Origin of the sequence: Streptomyces aureus (assembly GCF_000725495.1) — a bacterium.
Classification (GTDB): Bacteria; Actinomycetota; Actinomycetes; order Streptomycetales; family Streptomycetaceae; genus Streptomyces; species Streptomyces aureus_B.
The window spans coordinates 87,096-102,599 of record NZ_JNZD01000032.1 but is presented as its reverse complement, the minus strand read 5'-3'; the positions used below and the strand labels follow the sequence as shown (position 1 = coordinate 102,599).

At 70.5% G+C, this 15,504-nt stretch carries 13 protein-coding genes; 9 read left to right on the top strand and 4 right to left on the bottom strand.

Annotation, left to right across the window (positions count from 1 at the left end; genetic code table 11):
- Positions 1-99 precede the first annotated feature (99 nt).
- Positions 100-1,173, top strand: a complete 1,074-nt coding sequence (locus IO36_RS31605) for a LacI family DNA-binding transcriptional regulator (protein WP_051901097.1) — start codon at positions 100-102, stop codon at positions 1,171-1,173.
- Positions 1,170-2,081 carry a carbohydrate kinase family protein gene (locus IO36_RS31600; protein ID WP_037624811.1) on the top strand — a complete coding sequence of 304 codons (912 nt, stop codon included), beginning with the start codon at positions 1,170-1,172 and terminating at the stop codon, positions 2,079-2,081. The genes IO36_RS31605 and IO36_RS31600 overlap by 4 nt, the downstream gene beginning before the upstream one ends.
- Before the next feature lie 202 nt (positions 2,082-2,283).
- Here IO36_RS31600 and uvrA read toward each other — a convergent pair whose 3' ends face one another.
- Positions 2,284-5,349 carry an excinuclease ABC subunit UvrA gene (uvrA, locus tag IO36_RS31595; RefSeq protein ID WP_037624809.1) on the bottom strand — a complete coding sequence of 1,022 codons (3,066 nt, stop codon included), beginning with the start codon at positions 5,347-5,349 and terminating at the stop codon, positions 2,284-2,286.
- A gap of 223 nt (positions 5,350-5,572) precedes the next feature.
- Here uvrA and IO36_RS31590 point away from each other — a divergent pair, with 223 nt between their 5' ends.
- The 5 genes from IO36_RS31590 to IO36_RS31570 all read left to right on the top strand — a co-directional run bounded on the left by IO36_RS31590 (position 5,573) and on the right by IO36_RS31570 (position 9,780).
- Positions 5,573-6,262 (top strand): maleylpyruvate isomerase family mycothiol-dependent enzyme, encoded by a 690-nt coding sequence (locus tag IO36_RS31590; protein WP_037624807.1) that lies wholly within the window; start codon positions 5,573-5,575, stop codon positions 6,260-6,262.
- 9 nt (positions 6,263-6,271) lie between these two features.
- Complete coding sequence (locus IO36_RS31585; RefSeq protein ID WP_037624804.1) at positions 6,272-6,928, top strand: MBL fold metallo-hydrolase; 657 nt, start codon at positions 6,272-6,274, stop codon at positions 6,926-6,928.
- 319 nt (positions 6,929-7,247) lie between these two features.
- Positions 7,248-8,132 (top strand): ABC transporter substrate-binding protein, encoded by an 885-nt coding sequence (locus IO36_RS31580; protein ID WP_037624802.1) that lies wholly within the window; start codon positions 7,248-7,250, stop codon positions 8,130-8,132.
- Positions 8,093-8,983, top strand: coding sequence for an amino acid ABC transporter permease (locus tag IO36_RS31575; RefSeq protein WP_051901096.1), 891 nt, complete (start codon positions 8,093-8,095; stop codon positions 8,981-8,983). The genes IO36_RS31580 and IO36_RS31575 overlap by 40 nt, the downstream gene beginning before the upstream one ends.
- Positions 8,980-9,780, top strand: coding sequence for an amino acid ABC transporter ATP-binding protein (locus IO36_RS31570; RefSeq protein WP_425535562.1), 801 nt, complete (start codon positions 8,980-8,982; stop codon positions 9,778-9,780). The genes IO36_RS31575 and IO36_RS31570 overlap by 4 nt, the downstream gene beginning before the upstream one ends.
- A gap of 176 nt (positions 9,781-9,956) precedes the next feature.
- On the opposite strand, the gene aroQ is transcribed toward IO36_RS31570, so the two are convergent.
- On the bottom strand, positions 9,957-10,430 hold the full coding sequence (gene aroQ / locus IO36_RS31565; protein ID WP_037624798.1) for a type II 3-dehydroquinate dehydratase: 474 nt from the start codon (positions 10,428-10,430) through the stop codon (positions 9,957-9,959).
- A 101-nt stretch (positions 10,431-10,531) separates the two neighbouring features.
- Here aroQ and IO36_RS31560 point away from each other — a divergent pair, with 101 nt between their 5' ends.
- Both IO36_RS31560 and IO36_RS31555 read left to right on the top strand, forming a co-directional pair.
- On the top strand, positions 10,532-11,578 hold the full coding sequence (locus IO36_RS31560) for a S66 family peptidase (protein ID WP_037624797.1): 1,047 nt from the start codon (positions 10,532-10,534) through the stop codon (positions 11,576-11,578).
- Between the two features lie 93 nt (positions 11,579-11,671).
- Positions 11,672-12,976, top strand: a complete 1,305-nt coding sequence (locus IO36_RS31555) for an MFS transporter (protein ID WP_037624794.1) — start codon at positions 11,672-11,674, stop codon at positions 12,974-12,976.
- Here the strand turns inward: IO36_RS31555 and IO36_RS31550 are convergent.
- Both IO36_RS31550 and IO36_RS31545 read right to left on the bottom strand, forming a co-directional pair.
- Entirely contained in the window at positions 12,949-14,049 is a 1,101-nt protein-coding gene (locus tag IO36_RS31550) for a calcium:cation antiporter (protein ID WP_037624791.1), read from the bottom strand. The two genes, IO36_RS31555 and IO36_RS31550, sit on opposite strands and share 28 nt — an antisense overlap.
- A 156-nt stretch (positions 14,050-14,205) precedes the next feature.
- Positions 14,206-15,195 carry a TerC/Alx family metal homeostasis membrane protein gene (locus tag IO36_RS31545; protein WP_037624789.1) on the bottom strand — a complete coding sequence of 330 codons (990 nt, stop codon included), beginning with the start codon at positions 15,193-15,195 and terminating at the stop codon, positions 14,206-14,208.
- Positions 15,196-15,504 lie beyond the last annotated feature (309 nt).

Below are 15,504 nucleotides of genomic sequence, written 5' to 3'. Positions count from 1 at the left end.
GGCGCAAACGCTTGCGCAAACGTATGCGTAAGCGTTTACGTCCTGCGGTGGATGGGATACGTTCACCTGCGGGTGACCGGGTTCCGAGGAGGGAGCGCCATGGCGACGATGGCCGATGTGGCCCGGCGGGCCGGTGTGTCCATCGCGACCGTCTCGCACGTCCTCAACGGCACCCGTCCGGTGCTGCCCGCGACGCGCCAGTCCGTCGTCGACGCGATCGAGGAGCTGGGCTACACCCCCAACACCCTCGCCCGCTCCCTCGTCACCTCCCGTACGCGGTCCATCGGGCTCGCGGTGTCGGCGATCAGCAACCCGTACTTCACGGAGATCCTCCAGGGTGTCGAGGCCCAGGCCCTGGAGCACGGGTACGGCCTGCTCATCGCGGACCCGCACGACGACCCGGGGCACGAGCGCAAGGTCGTCCAACTGCTGCACGAGAGACGGGTGGACGGAATGATCATCGTCCCCTCGGCGGCCCCGGACGCGCTCCTGCGCTACCTCGGGCAGCACGACGTGCCCACCGTCTTCCTGGACCGGCTCGTCGATCCTCCCGCCGGGAGCGGCCTGCGCCACGACCAGGTCTGCGCCGAGAACACGGCCCCCATGGCGAGCCTGGTGACGCACCTCGCCGAGCGGGGGCACCGGCGTATCGGGCTGGTCGCGGGTCTGCCGGGGCTCAGCACCGCGGCGGAGCGGATCACCGGCTACCGGCACGGGCTCGCGCAGGCCGGACTGCCCTACGACGAACGGCTCGTGGCCCACGGCGACTCCCGGACGTCGACGGCCGAGGAGGCCACCCACCGGCTGCTGTCCCTGGCGGCGCCGCCCGACGCGCTCGTCACCGGCGACAACGCCATGACCGTCGGCGCGCTGCGGGCCCTGCGCGACCGGGGCCTGTCCGTGCCCGGCGACCTGGCGCTGTGCTGCTTCGACGACTTCTCCTGGGCGGACCTGTTCACACCCCGGCTCACCGTGATCGCCCAGCCGAGCAGGGAGATCGGCGCCACGGCCGTCCGGCTGCTCCTGGAGCGGCTGGCGTCGCCACTGCTGGGGACGCGCACCGTCCGGCTTCCCTCCGCCTTCGTCCATCGCACCTCGTGCGGCTGCCCCTCCGGCCCCGCGCGCACCGAGAATCCCGGGACCGGGATACCGAGGAAAGGACCCGAGCCGTGATCGTCGTCGCCGGTGAGGCCCTGATCGATCTGGTGCCGCGGGAATCGGGCGCCCTCGCGGGGCTGCTCCCCCGGCTGGGCGGCGGCCCCTACAACACGGCGGTGGCGCTCGGCCGCCTCGGCTCCCCCGCCTCCTTCTGCTCCCGTGTCTCCCGCGACGCGTTCGGCGATGCCCTGCTGGACGGGCTGGTGGAAGCGGGCGTCGACGTGTCCTCCGTCCAGCGCGGCAGTGAACCCACGACCCTGGCCGTCGCCACGATCGGCGCGGACGGCTCGGCCGCGTACTCCTTCTACGTCGAGGGCACGGCCGACCGTCTGTTCACGACCCCGGACCGGCTCCCCGACGAGGTGCGGGCGGTGTCCTTCGGCACCTGTTCCCTCGTCCTGGAACCGGGGGCGAGCGCGTACGAGGAGCTGATGCGGACCGCGGCCGCGCGTGGGGTCTTCACGGCCCTGGACCCCAACATCCGCACCGGTCTCATCCCGGACCCGGACGCCTATCGCGCCCGGTTCAAGAGCTGGCTGCCCTCGGTGACCCTGCTCAAGCTCTCCGAGGAGGACGCCCGGTGGCTCGGCGGCACCCCCGGCGAGTGGCTGGCGGCCGGCCCCTCGGCGGTGGTGATCACCCGGGGCGGCGACGGTCTGACCGCGTTCACCCGGGACGGCTCGGTGCACTCCGTGCCCGGCGAACCCGTGGACGTGGTGGACACGATCGGTGCCGGGGACACCGTGAACGCGGCTCTGCTGCACGGTCTGGCAGCCCGGGACGCCCTGTCCCCGGTCGCGCTGGCGGAACTGGGCCCCGCGGGCTGGACGGGGCTGCTGCGCTTCGCGGCCCGCGCGGCGGCCGTCACCTGCTCCCGCGCCGGCGCCGAACCGCCGTACGCCCGCGAACTGGACGGCCCCTAGGAACGCCGGCCGGGCGCCTGCCGTTCTCGACGGCGGCGAGGCACGGGTAGCGGGACGGGGTCGGCGGGGCCGGGATCGGCGGGGCCGACGCCTTCTCGACGAACGGCGCCCCGCGGGAGAGTTCCCGCGGGGCGCCGTCGTCCGGGCAGTTCCGGTCCGAGGCTCCGGACCGGTCGGATCAGGTCTCCCCGATCCGGTCGGGTCAGGCCTTCCGGGTCCGCGTGGCCTTCTTCGCGGGGGTCGCCTTCGTGGCCGCCGTCTTGGAGGCCGCCGTCTTGGAGGCGGTCTTCTTGGCCGTGGCCGCCTTCTTGGTGGCCGTGCTGTTGACGGTCTTCGTGGCCGTCTTCCGGGCGGTCGCCGTGGCGGCGACCGTCTTCTTGGCGGCCGTCTTGCGCGGTGCCTTGACGGGAGCGGCGTCGCTGATCCGGTCGGCGCCCAGGATCTCGCGCAGGAACTTGCCCGTGTGGCTGGCCGGAACGCCGGCGACCTCCTCGGGCGTGCCCTCGGCGATCACGAGACCGCCGCCGTTGCCGCCCTCGGGACCCATGTCGATGACCCAGTCCGCGGTCTTGATGACATCCAGGTTGTGCTCGATGACGATGACCGTGTTGCCCTTGTCGACCAGGCCGGACAGCACCGTGATCAGCTTGCTGATGTCCTCGAAGTGCAGACCGGTGGTCGGCTCGTCCAGGACGTACACGGTGCGGCCGGTGGAGCGCTTCTGGAGCTCGCTGGCGAGCTTGACGCGCTGCGCCTCACCGCCGGACAGCGTCGGCGCGGACTGGCCCAGCCGGACATAGCCGAGACCGACGTCGTTGAGCGTCCTGAGGTGACGGGCGATCGCCGGCACCGCCTCGAAGAAGCCGAGCGCCTCCTCGATGGGCATGTCCAGCACCTCGGAGATGGACTTGCCCTTGTAGTGGACCTCCAGGGTCTCCCGGTTGTAGCGCGCCCCGTGGCAGACCTCGCAAGGGACGTACACGTCCGGCAGGAAGTTCATCTCGATCTTGATGGTGCCGTCGCCGGAGCAGTTCTCGCAGCGGCCGCCCTTGACGTTGAAGGAGAAGCGGCCGGGCAGATAGCCCCGCACCTTCGCCTCGGTGGTCTCGGCGAACAGCTTGCGGACGTGGTCGAAGACTCCGGTGTACGTCGCCGGGTTGGAGCGGGGCGTACGGCCGATGGGCGACTGGTCGACGTGCACGACCTTGTCGACGAGGTCGTCGCCCTCCACGCGCGTGTGGCGCCCGGGCACGTTCCTGGCGCCGTTCAGCTCACGGGCCAGGTGCGTGTACAGGATGTCGTTGACCAGGGTCGACTTGCCGGAACCGGAGACACCGGTGACGGCGGTGAGGACGCCCAGCGGGAAGGACACGTCGATGTCCCGCAGGTTGTTCTCGCGGGCGCCGTGCACGGTGAGCCTGCGGCCGGGGTCGGCGGGGCGACGGATGTCCGGGGTCGGGATCTGCCGCTTGCGCGACAGGTACTGCCCGGTCATCGACTCGGTGTTGCCGAGGAGTTCCTTCAACGGGCCGCTGTGCACGACCTTGCCGCCGTGCTCGCCCGCGCCGGGGCCGATGTCGACGACCCAGTCGGCGACCTTGATGGTGTCCTCGTCGTGCTCGACGACGATGAGCGTGTTGCCCATGTCGCGCAGGCGGACGAGGGTCTCGATCAGCCGGTGGTTGTCGCGCTGGTGCAGACCGATGGAGGGCTCGTCCAGGACGTACAGGACGCCGACGAGTCCGGAGCCGATCTGGGTGGCCAGACGGATGCGCTGGGCCTCGCCTCCGGAGAGGGTGCCGGCCGCGCGGTTCAGCGACAGATAGTCGAGGCCCACGTCGACCAGGAAGCGCAGCCGTTCGTTGACCTCCTTCAGCACGCGCTCGGCGATCTTCTTGTCGCGCGCGTTGAGCTTCAGCTCGCCCAGGAAGTCCGCGCAGTCGCTGATGGACATCGCCGCGACCTCGGCGATGGACTTCTCCATGACCGTGACCGCGAGGACCAGCGGCTTCAGACGCGTGCCCTGGCAGGTGGGGCAGGGCACCTCGCGCATGTAGCCCTCGAAGCGCTCGCGGCTGGCGTCGCTCTCGGACTCGCTGTGCCGCCGCTTCACGAAGGGGACGGCCCCCTCGAAGGGCGTGGTGTACACGCGCTCGCGTCCGTACCGGTTGCGGTAGCGGACCTCGATCTGCGTCTTGTGGCCGTAGAGCAGGGCCTTCTTGGCGCGCTGCGGCAGCCCGGCGAAGGGGATGTCCGTGCGGAAGCCCAGCGCGTCGGCGAGGGCGCCGATCAGCCGGCCGAAGTAGTCCTTGGTGTGGCCGTGCGACCAGGCGTGGATGGCGCCCTCGTCGAGGGACTTGTCCTCGTCCGGGACGATCAGCTCGGGGTCGACCTCCATGCGCGTGCCGATGCCGGTGCACTCGGGGCAGGCGCCGAAGGGCGAGTTGAAGGAGAAGGAACGGGGCTCCAGCTCCTCGAACGACAGGTCGTCGTACGGGCAGTACAGGTGCTCCGAGTACATCCGCTCGCGCTCGGGGTCGTCCTCGGGGAGGTCGACGAAGTCCAGGACGACCATGCCGCCGGCCAGGCCGAGGGCGGTCTCCACGGAGTCGGTGAGACGGCGCTTGGCGGAGTCCTTCACCGTGAGGCGGTCGATGACCACCTCGATGGTGTGCTTCTCCTGCTTCTTCAGGGTCGGCGGCTCGCTGAGCTGGATCGTCTCGCCGTCCACCCGGGCACGGCTGTAGCCCTTGGTCTGAAGGTCGGCGAAGAGGTCGACGAACTCGCCCTTGCGCTCGCGCACGAGCGGCGACAGGACCTGGAAGCGGCTCCCCTCGGGGAGCTCCAGCACCTTGTCGACGATGGCCTGCGGCGACTGGCGCGAGATGGGCCGGCGGCACTCGGGACAGTGTGGCTTGCCGATGCGCGCGAAGAGCAGACGCAGATAGTCGTAGACCTCGGTGATGGTGCCGACCGTCGAGCGCGGGTTGCGCGAGGTCGACTTCTGGTCGATGGAGACGGCCGGGGAGAGACCCTCGATGAAGTCCACGTCCGGCTTGTCCATCTGGCCGAGGAACTGCCGGGCGTACGAGGACAGGGACTCCACGTACCGCCGCTGGCCCTCGGCGAAGATCGTGTCGAAGGCGAGGGAGGACTTGCCCGACCCCGACAGGCCCGTGAAGACGATGAGCGAGTCGCGCGGGAGGTCGAGCGAGACATTCTTCAGGTTGTGCTCGCGCGCTCCACGGACGATGAGACGGTCGGCCACGCCGGTCCGCACCTTTCTTGAGAGAAGTGACAGGGGCCGCGGGCCCCCGTCATCTCAGACTAGGGCGAGCCACTGACAGCGCCGGTTGCTTTCGCTGGTTCACAACAATCCCGGGCCTTCCAGCATGCCCGACGCCACCAACGAGCCTATAGCACGTGCATTCGATTTACGGGGGTGGCCGACCCGCTTCACCCGATCGTGTGGCGCGGCTAGGGTCGACCTCATGATGGATCATGTGCGCGACCTGGCGTCTGTACGTGACGCGACGGAACGACTGCTCACCGCAGCCGCCAAACTGGACAACGCCGCCGTGGCCGAGCCGTCACGGCTTCCCGGCTGGAGCCGCGGGCATGTGCTCGCCCACCTGTCCCGGAACGCGGACGCCCTCGTGAACGTTCTCGAGGGGCGGCCCATGTACGCCTCCGCGAGCACCCGGGACGCCGACATCGAGCGGGACGCCCCGCGCCCCCTGGACGTACAGCTGGCCGACCTGCGCGAGAGCGGGGCCCGCTTCGCGGCGACCGAGGCCGCTCCCGCGGACTGGTCCCGCACGGTGGAGCTGCGCAACGGGGTCACGGACTCCGCGGCCCGGGTGCCCTTCCGGCGCTGGGTCGAGGTCGACCTGCACCATGTGGACCTGGGCATCGGCTACGAGCTGGAGGATCTCCCCGAGGAGTTCACGGCCCGGGAGATCGACTTCCTCGCGGAGCGGTTCGCCGGCCACAAGGACGTGCCCGCCACGACGCTGGACGCCGGCGACGGCCGGGTGCGGACGACGGGCGGAGGCGCCGAGGGCGGCCCGGTCGAGGTCCACGGCCCCGCGGCCGATCTGCTCGGCTGGCTCTGCGGCCGCCGCGACGGCACCGCGCTGACGGTTCGCGGCGGCCCGCTTCCGGCCCTGCCCCCGCTATAGGCTGCCGTCATGACGTACAGCGGAGCGGTGACGGTCGGCGGCGCGGCCGACGTGCACGAGCTGCAGGACCTGATGATCTCCAAGGTCGCGGTCGGCCCCATGGACAACAACGCGTACCTGCTGCGCTGCCGGGCCACCGACGAGCAGCTCCTCATCGACGCGGCGAACGACGCCTCGACGCTGCTCACCCTGATCGGTGACGACGGCATCGCCTCGGTGGTGACCACGCACCGGCACGGCGACCACTGGCAGGCGCTGGCCGAGGTCGTGGCCGCCACGGGCGCGCGCACCTACGCGGGCCGGGACGACGCGGAGGGCATCCCGGTGCCGACCGACGTCCCCCTCCAGGACGGCGACACGGTCCGGGTGGGCAACGTCGAGCTGACCGCGCGCCATCTGGTCGGACACACGCCGGGCTCGGTCGCCCTCGTCTACGACGACCCGCACGGTCATCCGCACGTGTTCACCGGCGACTGCCTCTTCCCGGGCGGCGTGGGCAACACGTTCAAGGACCCGGAGGCGTTCACGCAGCTCATCCACGACGTCGAGACGAGGATCTTCGACGTCCTTCCGGACGAGACGTGGGTGTACCCGGGCCATGGCGACGACACGACGCTGGGCGCCGAACGCCCGCATCTGCCGGAGTGGAGAGCCCGGGGCTGGTGATCCGCCGGCGGTGGATGTGACGCGGGGCCGTCCCGAACATGGCAGCGGGGCCGTCCCGAACGGGCGGCCCCGCTGCCGTGTTCGGGAACGGCACGGCTCCCGCGTCGGACCGCCTCCCGCGTTCGGGGCGCCGGGCCCGCGTCGGTCGCGTCACCGGCTCTCGCTCGCCGTGCCGGCCGTGTCCGTGCGCGGTGCACACGACACGCGCGCGAGGCGGTCGGGGCGCATGTGTTCACGTCACTGCAACACCCGTTCCCACCATGCGGACAATTACCGCCGTGACCTGGACAAACGGCTGCTTCGCTGCCACTCTCCCGCCATGTACCGACCCCAACGCGCCCTGCGCCCCGCCGTGTCCGTCTGCACCGTGGCCCTGCTCGCCCTCGCCGTGGGCTGTGCCCCGCAGCCGGAGAGCAAGACGTCCGGAAAGGCGTCCGGTGGCACCGCCGAGAGCTGCGCCAAGGGCTCGTTGAGCACGCACACTTCCGGCAAGCTCACCGTCGCCACCGACGAACCGGCGTACGAGCCCTGGTTCAAGGACGACAAGCCCGCCAACAAGAAGGGCTTCGAGTCGGCGGTGACGTACGCCGTGGCCCAGCGGCTCGGCTTCGCCGACGGCGACGTCGTCTGGCAGAGCGTTCCCTTCAACAAGGCCTTCGCCCCCGGTGCGAAGACGTTCGACTTCGACATCAATCAGGTGTCCATCAGCGCCGAGCGCAAGAAGGCCGTGGACTTCTCGTCCGGCTACTACGACGTGCGACAGGCGGTCATCGCGCTGAAGGGCTCCAAGGCCGCGAAGGCGACGAGCCTGGCGGACCTCAAGGGTCTGAAGCTGGGCGCGCAGGTCGGCACGACGAGCCTGGACTACATCGACGACGTGGTGAAGCCGACCGCGCAACCGGCCGCGTACGCCAAGAACGACCAGGCCAAGTCCGCCCTGAAGAACGGTCAGGTCGACGCCATCGTCACGGATCTGCCGACCGCCTTCTACATCACGGCCGCCGAGGTGACGAACGCGAAGATCGTCGGACAGTTCGAGAACAAGGGCGGAACGCCCGAGCAGTTCGGGCTCGTCCTCGACAAGGGCAGCGCGCTGACCTCCTGCGTGACCAAGGCCGTGGACGCCCTGCGCGCGGACGGCACGCTCGCGAGGATCGAGAAGCAGTGGCTGTCCGAGGCCGTCGACGCCCCGGTGCTCAAGTGACCGAGGTGTACGTCCCGTCGCAGCGCAGGATCGAGCGCGAGCGCCACAAGCGCGGCCGGGCCCGCCGTTCGGCGGCCGTGGCCGCGCTCTCGACGCTCGTCACGGCCGTCGTGCTGTACCTCGTGGTGGTGAACGCGCCGGGCTGGCCGCGCACGAAGGAGACGTTCTTCGACGCGTCCTACGCGCGCGAGGCCCTCCCCAAGGTCCTCGACGGACTCTGGCTCAACCTGCGGCTGTTCGCGGTGTGCGGTGTCGTGGTGCTCCTGCTCGGCACCCTCATCGCGGTGGCACGCACCCTCAAGGGGCCGGTCTACTGGCCGGTGCGCGCCCTCGCCACCGCGTACACCGACTTCTTCCGCGGACTGCCGCTGATCATCTGTCTGTCGATCGTCGTGTTCGGCGTACCGGCGCTCCAGTTGCAGGGCGTCACCACCGACCCGGTCCTTCTCGGCGGCGCGGGACTGGTGCTGACGTACGCGGCGTACGTCGCCGAAGTCGTGCGGGCCGGCATCGAGTCGGTGCACCCCTCGCAACGGGCCGCGGCGCGCTCGCTGGGGCTGACCACGCGGCAGACCCTCCGTCATGTGGTGCTTCCGCAAGCCGTCCGCCGTCAGGTCCCGCCGCTCCTGAACGACATGGTCTCCCTCCAGAAGGACACCAGCCTCGTCTCGATCGGCGGCGCGGTGGAGGCGATGCGTTCCGCGGACGTCATCGTCGGCCGTAGCCTCAACTACACGGCCTACATCGTCGCGGCCCTGCTGTTCGTGGCCCTGACCATCCCGATGACGCGCTTCACCGACTGGGTCACCGCCCGCATGGACCGGCGCCGCGGCCAGGGAGGCACCGTATGAGCACGGACCGTCGCACGAGCACGGACCCTGTGAGCACGGCACCCGCGCCGGGCGGTCCGCTGCTGCGGATGGAGTCCGTCCGCAAGACCTTCGGCGACTCGGTCGTCCTGCGGGACGTCGATCTGGAGGTCGCCCCGCACACGGTCACGACACTGATCGGCGCCTCCGGCTCCGGGAAGTCCACGCTGCTGCGCTGTGCGAACCTCCTGGAGGAGGTGGACGACGGGGCGATCTGGCTGGACGGCGAGGAGATCACCGACCCCCGCACCGACCAGGACGCGGTGCGCCGCCGCATCGGCGTCGTCTTCCAGGCGTACAACCTGTTCCCGCACATGACCGTCCTGGAGAACATCACCCTGGCCCCGCACCGCGTTCATGGGGTGGGCCGCGCGGAGGCCGAGGCACACGCGCGTGAACTGCTCGAACGGCTGGGGCTCGGCGCCAAGGCGGGCGAGTACCCGGACCGGTTGAGCGGCGGCCAGCAGCAACGGGCCGCGATCGTGCGCGCCCTGGCGGTCCGGCCGCGGCTGCTCCTCCTCGACGAGATCACCGCCGCCCTGGATCCCGAGCTGGTGGGCGAGGTCCTGGACGTGGTCCGTGACGTGAAGGCGGACGGCATGACCATGGTCCTGGCCACCCATGAGATGGGCTTCGCGCGCGAGGTGTCGGACCAGGTCTGCTTCCTGGAGGACGGCGTGATCCTGGAGCGCGGCACGCCGGAGCAGGTCTTCGGAGACCCGGAGCAGGAGCGCACACGGCGCTTCCTCAGCCGGATCGTCGAGGCCGGACGGCTGTGAGCGGAGCCGCAGGCCGGTGAGCGGGGCGGGCCTCCAGTAAGCAGGGCGGGACGCCGGTGAGCGGGGCGGGACGGACGGACGGATGCCCCTGCTGCCGGTGTCCGCCCGCTCCGCCCCGGTCGAGCTCCGCCCGGGTCAATCCGGTTCGGGCCGGGTCCTCGGCCCGGACCTCGTGGTCAGGTGTCCGCGCGTCCGGCTCCCGCGAGGGCCGCCACCCGCTCCACCGCGAACGCGTATCCCTGCACTCCGCAGCCCGCGATGACCCCGTCGGCCCGCAGCGACACGTACGAGTGGTGCCGGAACTCCTCGCGCTGGTGGATGTTGGAGATGTGGACCTCCACCACCGGGAGCCCGTCACAGGTGTTGAGCGCGTCGAGGATGGCGACGGAGGTGTGCGAGTAGGCGGCCGGGTTGATCACGATCCCCGCGTGGTTCAGCCGGGCCTCGTGGATCCAGTCCACCAGCTCGCCCTCGTGGTTGGACTGCCGGAAGTCGACCGTTCCCCCGTGCGCGGCCGCGGCCTTGGCGCACAGCGCCTCGACGTCCGCCAGCGTGTCGGAGCCGTAGATCTCCGGCTGCCGCTGCCCGAGGAGGTTCAGGTTGGGGCCGTTGAGAATCATGATCGGGGCGTTGGCCAGGGTGCGGGGCACGGTTCCTCCGGTCCATCGGGTCTGCCGGCCCGTCAAGGACCGCTGCTCGGACCCGGTTTATCACGATGCACCGAAAGGGTGACGGCCCGTACGCTCGCGCCATGACCACCCCCGCATACCCTCCCAAGCCCGTGCCCGGTGACCGGGTGGCCGTGATCTCGCCGTCCAGCGGTCTGCCCGGCCTCCTGCCGCTCCCGTACGAACTGGGTCTGGAGCGGCTGCGGAAGGACTTCGGCCTGGAGCCGGTCGAGTACCCGGCGACCCGGAAGCTGGGGTCGACCCCGCGGGAGCGCGCCGACGACATCCACGCGGCGTTCGCCGATCCGACGGTCAGGGCGGTCTTCGCGTCCATCGGAGGCGACGACCAGATCACCGTACTGCCGCTGCTCGACGACGAGCTGCTCCGGGCGAACCCGAAGCCGTTCTTCGGCTACAGCGACAACACGAACCTCCTCGTCCACCTGTGGAACGCCGGGATCGTCGGCTACCACGGCGCGACGGTCATGTGCGAGCTCGGCCGGCCGGGCGCCATGGACCCCCTGACCGCGGACTCCCTGCGGGCCGCCCTGTTCACCTCCGGACCGTACGAGCTGCGCCCCGCGAGCCGTTTCCGCGAGGTCGACCTGCCCTGGGAGGCGCCCGAGAGCTTCCTGGCCGAGCCGCCGACCGAGCCGGGCTCGGGCTGGACCTGGATCCGCCCGGACGAGGTGGTCGAGGGCCGCTCCTGGGGCGGGAACCTCGAGATCCTCTCGTGGCTGCTGATGGCCGACCGCGGGATCGCCCGCGATCCGTCCGTGTACGACGGCTGCGTGCTGTTCCTGGAGACCTCGGAGGACATGCCGAGGGCCGACGACGTCTTCTGGATCCTGCGCGCCCTGGGCGAGCGCGGCCTGCTGCGGCGCTTCGGGGCGCTGCTCATGGGCCGGCCGAAGGCGTGGTCGTTCCGGCAGCCGCTCGAACCGGAGGCCAGGCTCGACTACGCCCGGGAGCAGCGCGAAGCGGTCCTGCGGGCCGTCGATGCCTACGCCCCCGACATGACGGTCGTCCTCGATGTGGACCTCGGCCACACCGATCCGCAGGTCGTCATCCCCTATGGCGGGACCGTCCGCGTCGACGGTCCGGCCCGGCGCATCACCGTCACCTACTGACGCACACCGCGCTCCCGTGCGCCCCCGTAACCGTCGGTCACTGTGGGTAGTTGATCCGGCATGCACGATGTACGCACCGTAAGAACGCCCTCGATGCTACGGCTCGCGGCCGCCTCGCTCACCGGGACGGCCATCGAGTTCTACGACTTCTTCGTCTACGGGACGGCGGCGGCCCTGGTTCTCGGGCCGCTGTTCTTCCCCACGTTCTCGCCGCTCGCGGGGACGCTGGCGGCCTTCGCGACGTTCGGCGTCGGTTTCGTCGCCCGCCCGCTGGGCTCGGTGCTGTTCGGGCACATCGGGGACCGGCGCGGGCGGCGGCCGGTCCTGCTGGCCTCGCTGCTGCTGACCGGGGCGGCGACCGTCGCCGTCGGGTGCGTTCCGACGTACGACCGCATCGGCGCCGCCGCTCCCGTTCTGCTGCTGGTGCTGCGTTTTCTCCAGGGGCTCGGGCTCGGCGGCGAGTGGGGCGGGGCGGTGCTGTTGACGGCCGAGCACGCGCCCGCCGGGCGGCGCGGTCTGTGGTCGAGCTTCCCCCAGATCGGCCCGTCGCTCGGTTTCGTGCTGGCCAACGGGGTGATGCTGGCGCTGTCCTCGACGCTGTCCGACGCGCAGTTCGCCCAGTGGGGCTGGCGGGTGCCGTTCTGGGCGGCTGGGGTGCTCGCGCTGGCGGGACTGTGGCTGCGCGGTTCGCTGGAGGAGACCCCGGGCTTCCTCGAGATGCCGGACCGCGCGCGCGTGCCGCTCGCCGAGGTGGTGCGCGACCACTGGCGGCTCGTCCTGCTGACGGCCGGCGGCCTCGCCGTCGGATACGCCGTCTTCTACGCGGTGACGACGTGGTCGCTCTCCTACGGCGTCGAACGGCTCGGGGTGAGCCGCACGGTCATGCTGACCTGCGTCATGGGCGCGGTGGTGGTGAAGGGGGCGCTGACACCTCTGGTGGCCCTGCTCGGTGACCGCTACGGCCGGCGGCCTCTGTGTCTGGCGGGCTGTGCGGGCGCCGCCCTGTGGATGTTCCCCATGATCGGGCTGCTGTCGACCGGGGAACCGCTCCTGATGTTCCTCGGCTTCCTGGTGGCGCTGATCGCCTTCATCACGATGTTCGCGGTGATCGCCGCGTATCTGCCGGAGTTGTACGAGCCGCGGGTGCGCTGCACGGGCGCGGCCGTCGGATACAACCTGGGCGGGGTCCTCGGCGGTGCGCTCACGCCGCTGGTGGCGACGGCCGTGGCGAGCGGGGAGCGCGTGCCGTGGGGCGTGGCCGCCTATCTGACGGGGATCGCGCTGCTGAGCCTCGGGTGCTTCGCGCTGCTCCCGGAGACCCGGCCCGAAGCCCGGGCCGAAGCCCCTCCCGGTGACGGAGCGAGGGCGGATCAGGGGTTGACGGCCAGTTCCAGATAGGCGGCGAACAGGACGAGATGCACGCCTCCCTGAAGCGGTGTGGCCCGGCCGGGAACGACCGTCAGGGAGCTCACGACCACGGTCAGCGCCAGCAGCACCATCTCGGTGGCGTTGAGGCCGAGGACGAGGGGCCCGGAGAGCCAGACCGAGGCCAGGGCGACGGCGGGGATCGTCAGTCCGATACTGGCCATCGCCGATCCCAGGGCGAGGTTCAGACTGGTCTGCACCCGGTTCCGGCGGGCGGAACGCAGTGCAGCGATGGTCTCGGGGAGCAGCACGAGCAGCGCGATGATCACACCGACCACGGAGTGCGGCATGCCCGCGGCCTCGACCCCGGACTCGATGGTGGGCGAGACCCCCTTGGCGAGACCGACCACACCGACCAGGGCCAGACCGAGGAGCCCGAGGCTGAAGCGGGCCTCGCGGGCGGACGGGGCATCGGCGTGCTCGTCCGCGTCGATGACCTTGCCCTGCTGGGTGATCGGCAGGAAGTAGTCACGGTGGCGGACGGTCTGGGTCGTGACGAACAGGCCGTACAGCACCAGGGAGGCCACCGCGGCAAAGGTGAGCTGCGCGGACGAGAACTCGGGGCCCGGCTTGCTGGTCGTGAAGGTCGGGAAGACGAGGCTGAGGGTGGCGAGCGTGGCGACGGTCGCCAGGGCGGCTCCCGTTCCCTCGGCGTTGAACACGGCGATGCCATGGCGCAGTGACGCGACGAGCAGGCACACGCCGACGATGCCGTTGCAGGTGATCATCACCGCCGCGAAGACGGTGTCGCGGGCGAGGGTCGAACTCTTGGCGCCGCCGTCCGCCATCAGGGTCACGATGAGGGCGACTTCGATGATCGTGACGGCGACGGCGAGGACGAGCGATCCGAAGGGTTCCCCCACCCGGTGGGCGACCACCTCGGCGTGATGCACGGCGGCGAGCACGGAGCCGGCGAGGACCAGCGTGACCAGGACGACGACCGCGCCCGGCAGGTCGCGCCCCCAGGTGAGGGCCAGCAGCACCACCGCGATCACGGGCACCACGACGGTCCACCGTGTCACGAGTGAGCCGAGCCGAACGATCATGCCGCGATCGTCCCAGCCGAAGACGTGGCCCGCATTCCGGCGGAGCGGGGTGCGCTCCGCCGCCGCGTCGGCCGGACCCGGGCGATCTCCGGGAGCGGTGGCGGCAGGTGCCGCACGCTCCGCTCCCGGGGACGGGCCTCGCCGTGGTCGGCGCGGTCAGGCGTCAACGCTCTCCTTGGAGTCGCTCTCGGCCGGCTCGCCCGCAGCCTGCCTCCTGGTGGCGATCAGGCTCGTGATCGTGGTGACCACCAGGACCGCGCAGATCACGCCGAGCGAGACCGGGATGGATATCTCGGGTACGTGGACGCCGGACTCGTGCAGCGCGTGCAGCACGAGCTTGACGCCGATGAAGCCGAGGATGACCGAGAGGCCGTAGCTGAGGTGGACCAGCTTCTTGAGCAGGCCGCCGATGAGGAAGTACAGCTGCCGCAGCCCCATCAGCGCGAAGGCGTTGGCGGTGAACACGATGTACGGGTCCTGGGTCAGGCCGAAGATCGCGGGGATCGAGTCCAGCGCGAAGAGCACGTCGGTTGTACCGATCGCCAGCATCACGACCAGCATCGGGGTCATGACGCGCTTGCCGTTCCGGCGGATCCACAGCTTGGTGCCGTGATAGCGGTCGGCCACGCCGAACCGCCGCTCGGCGGCCTTGAGCAGCCGGTTCTCCTCGAACTCCTCGTCGTCCTCGTCGGCGCGGGCCTCCTGGATCAGCTTCCAGGCGGTGTAGATGAGGAAGGCGCCGAAGATGTAGAAGACCCAGGCGAAGTTCGCGATGATCGCGGCGCCGGCGGCGATGAACACCGCACGCAGGACGAGCGCTATCAGGACACCCACGAGCAGCACGCGCTGCTGGTACTTCGAGGGCACGGCGAACTTCGCCATGATCAGGACGAAGACGAAGAGGTTGTCGACGCTCAGCGACTTCTCGGTGATGAAGCCGGCGAAGAACTCTCCGGCCGGCTGTCCGCCGGCGAAGAGAAGCAGTCCGAGTCCGAACAGCCCGGCGAGGGCGATCCAGACGACGGTCCAGATTCCGGCTTCCTTGATCGATACGTCGTGCGGCTTGCGGCCGATGAAGAAGTCGACCGCGATCAGTGCGGCCAGCCCCACGATGGTCAGGACCCACAGGGTCAGGGAAACATCCACTGCGCCTCCGGCAGTACGTAACGGCAATTTTCAGAGTCGTTCGCCACCGGAGGTCTCTTCCGCCCGGGGCCTCCCGGGTGCGCTCGACGCGCCCCGGAGCCCGCGGACCGACGCCCCGGGATCCGACTCGATCCGTACTGACGGGTACGCCGCAACAGCTAGGGAGTACTCCCCTCCGAATGGAAAAAGAGTACCCGAATCACCAAGGAAAGGTAAAGGGCTGAGTAAAAGAAGTACCAAGTCCCCTGGTCAGAGACCTTTGCGATTGCTTGGTGGAACAGCTCGGCCCCCCACACCCGAGGGTGTGAG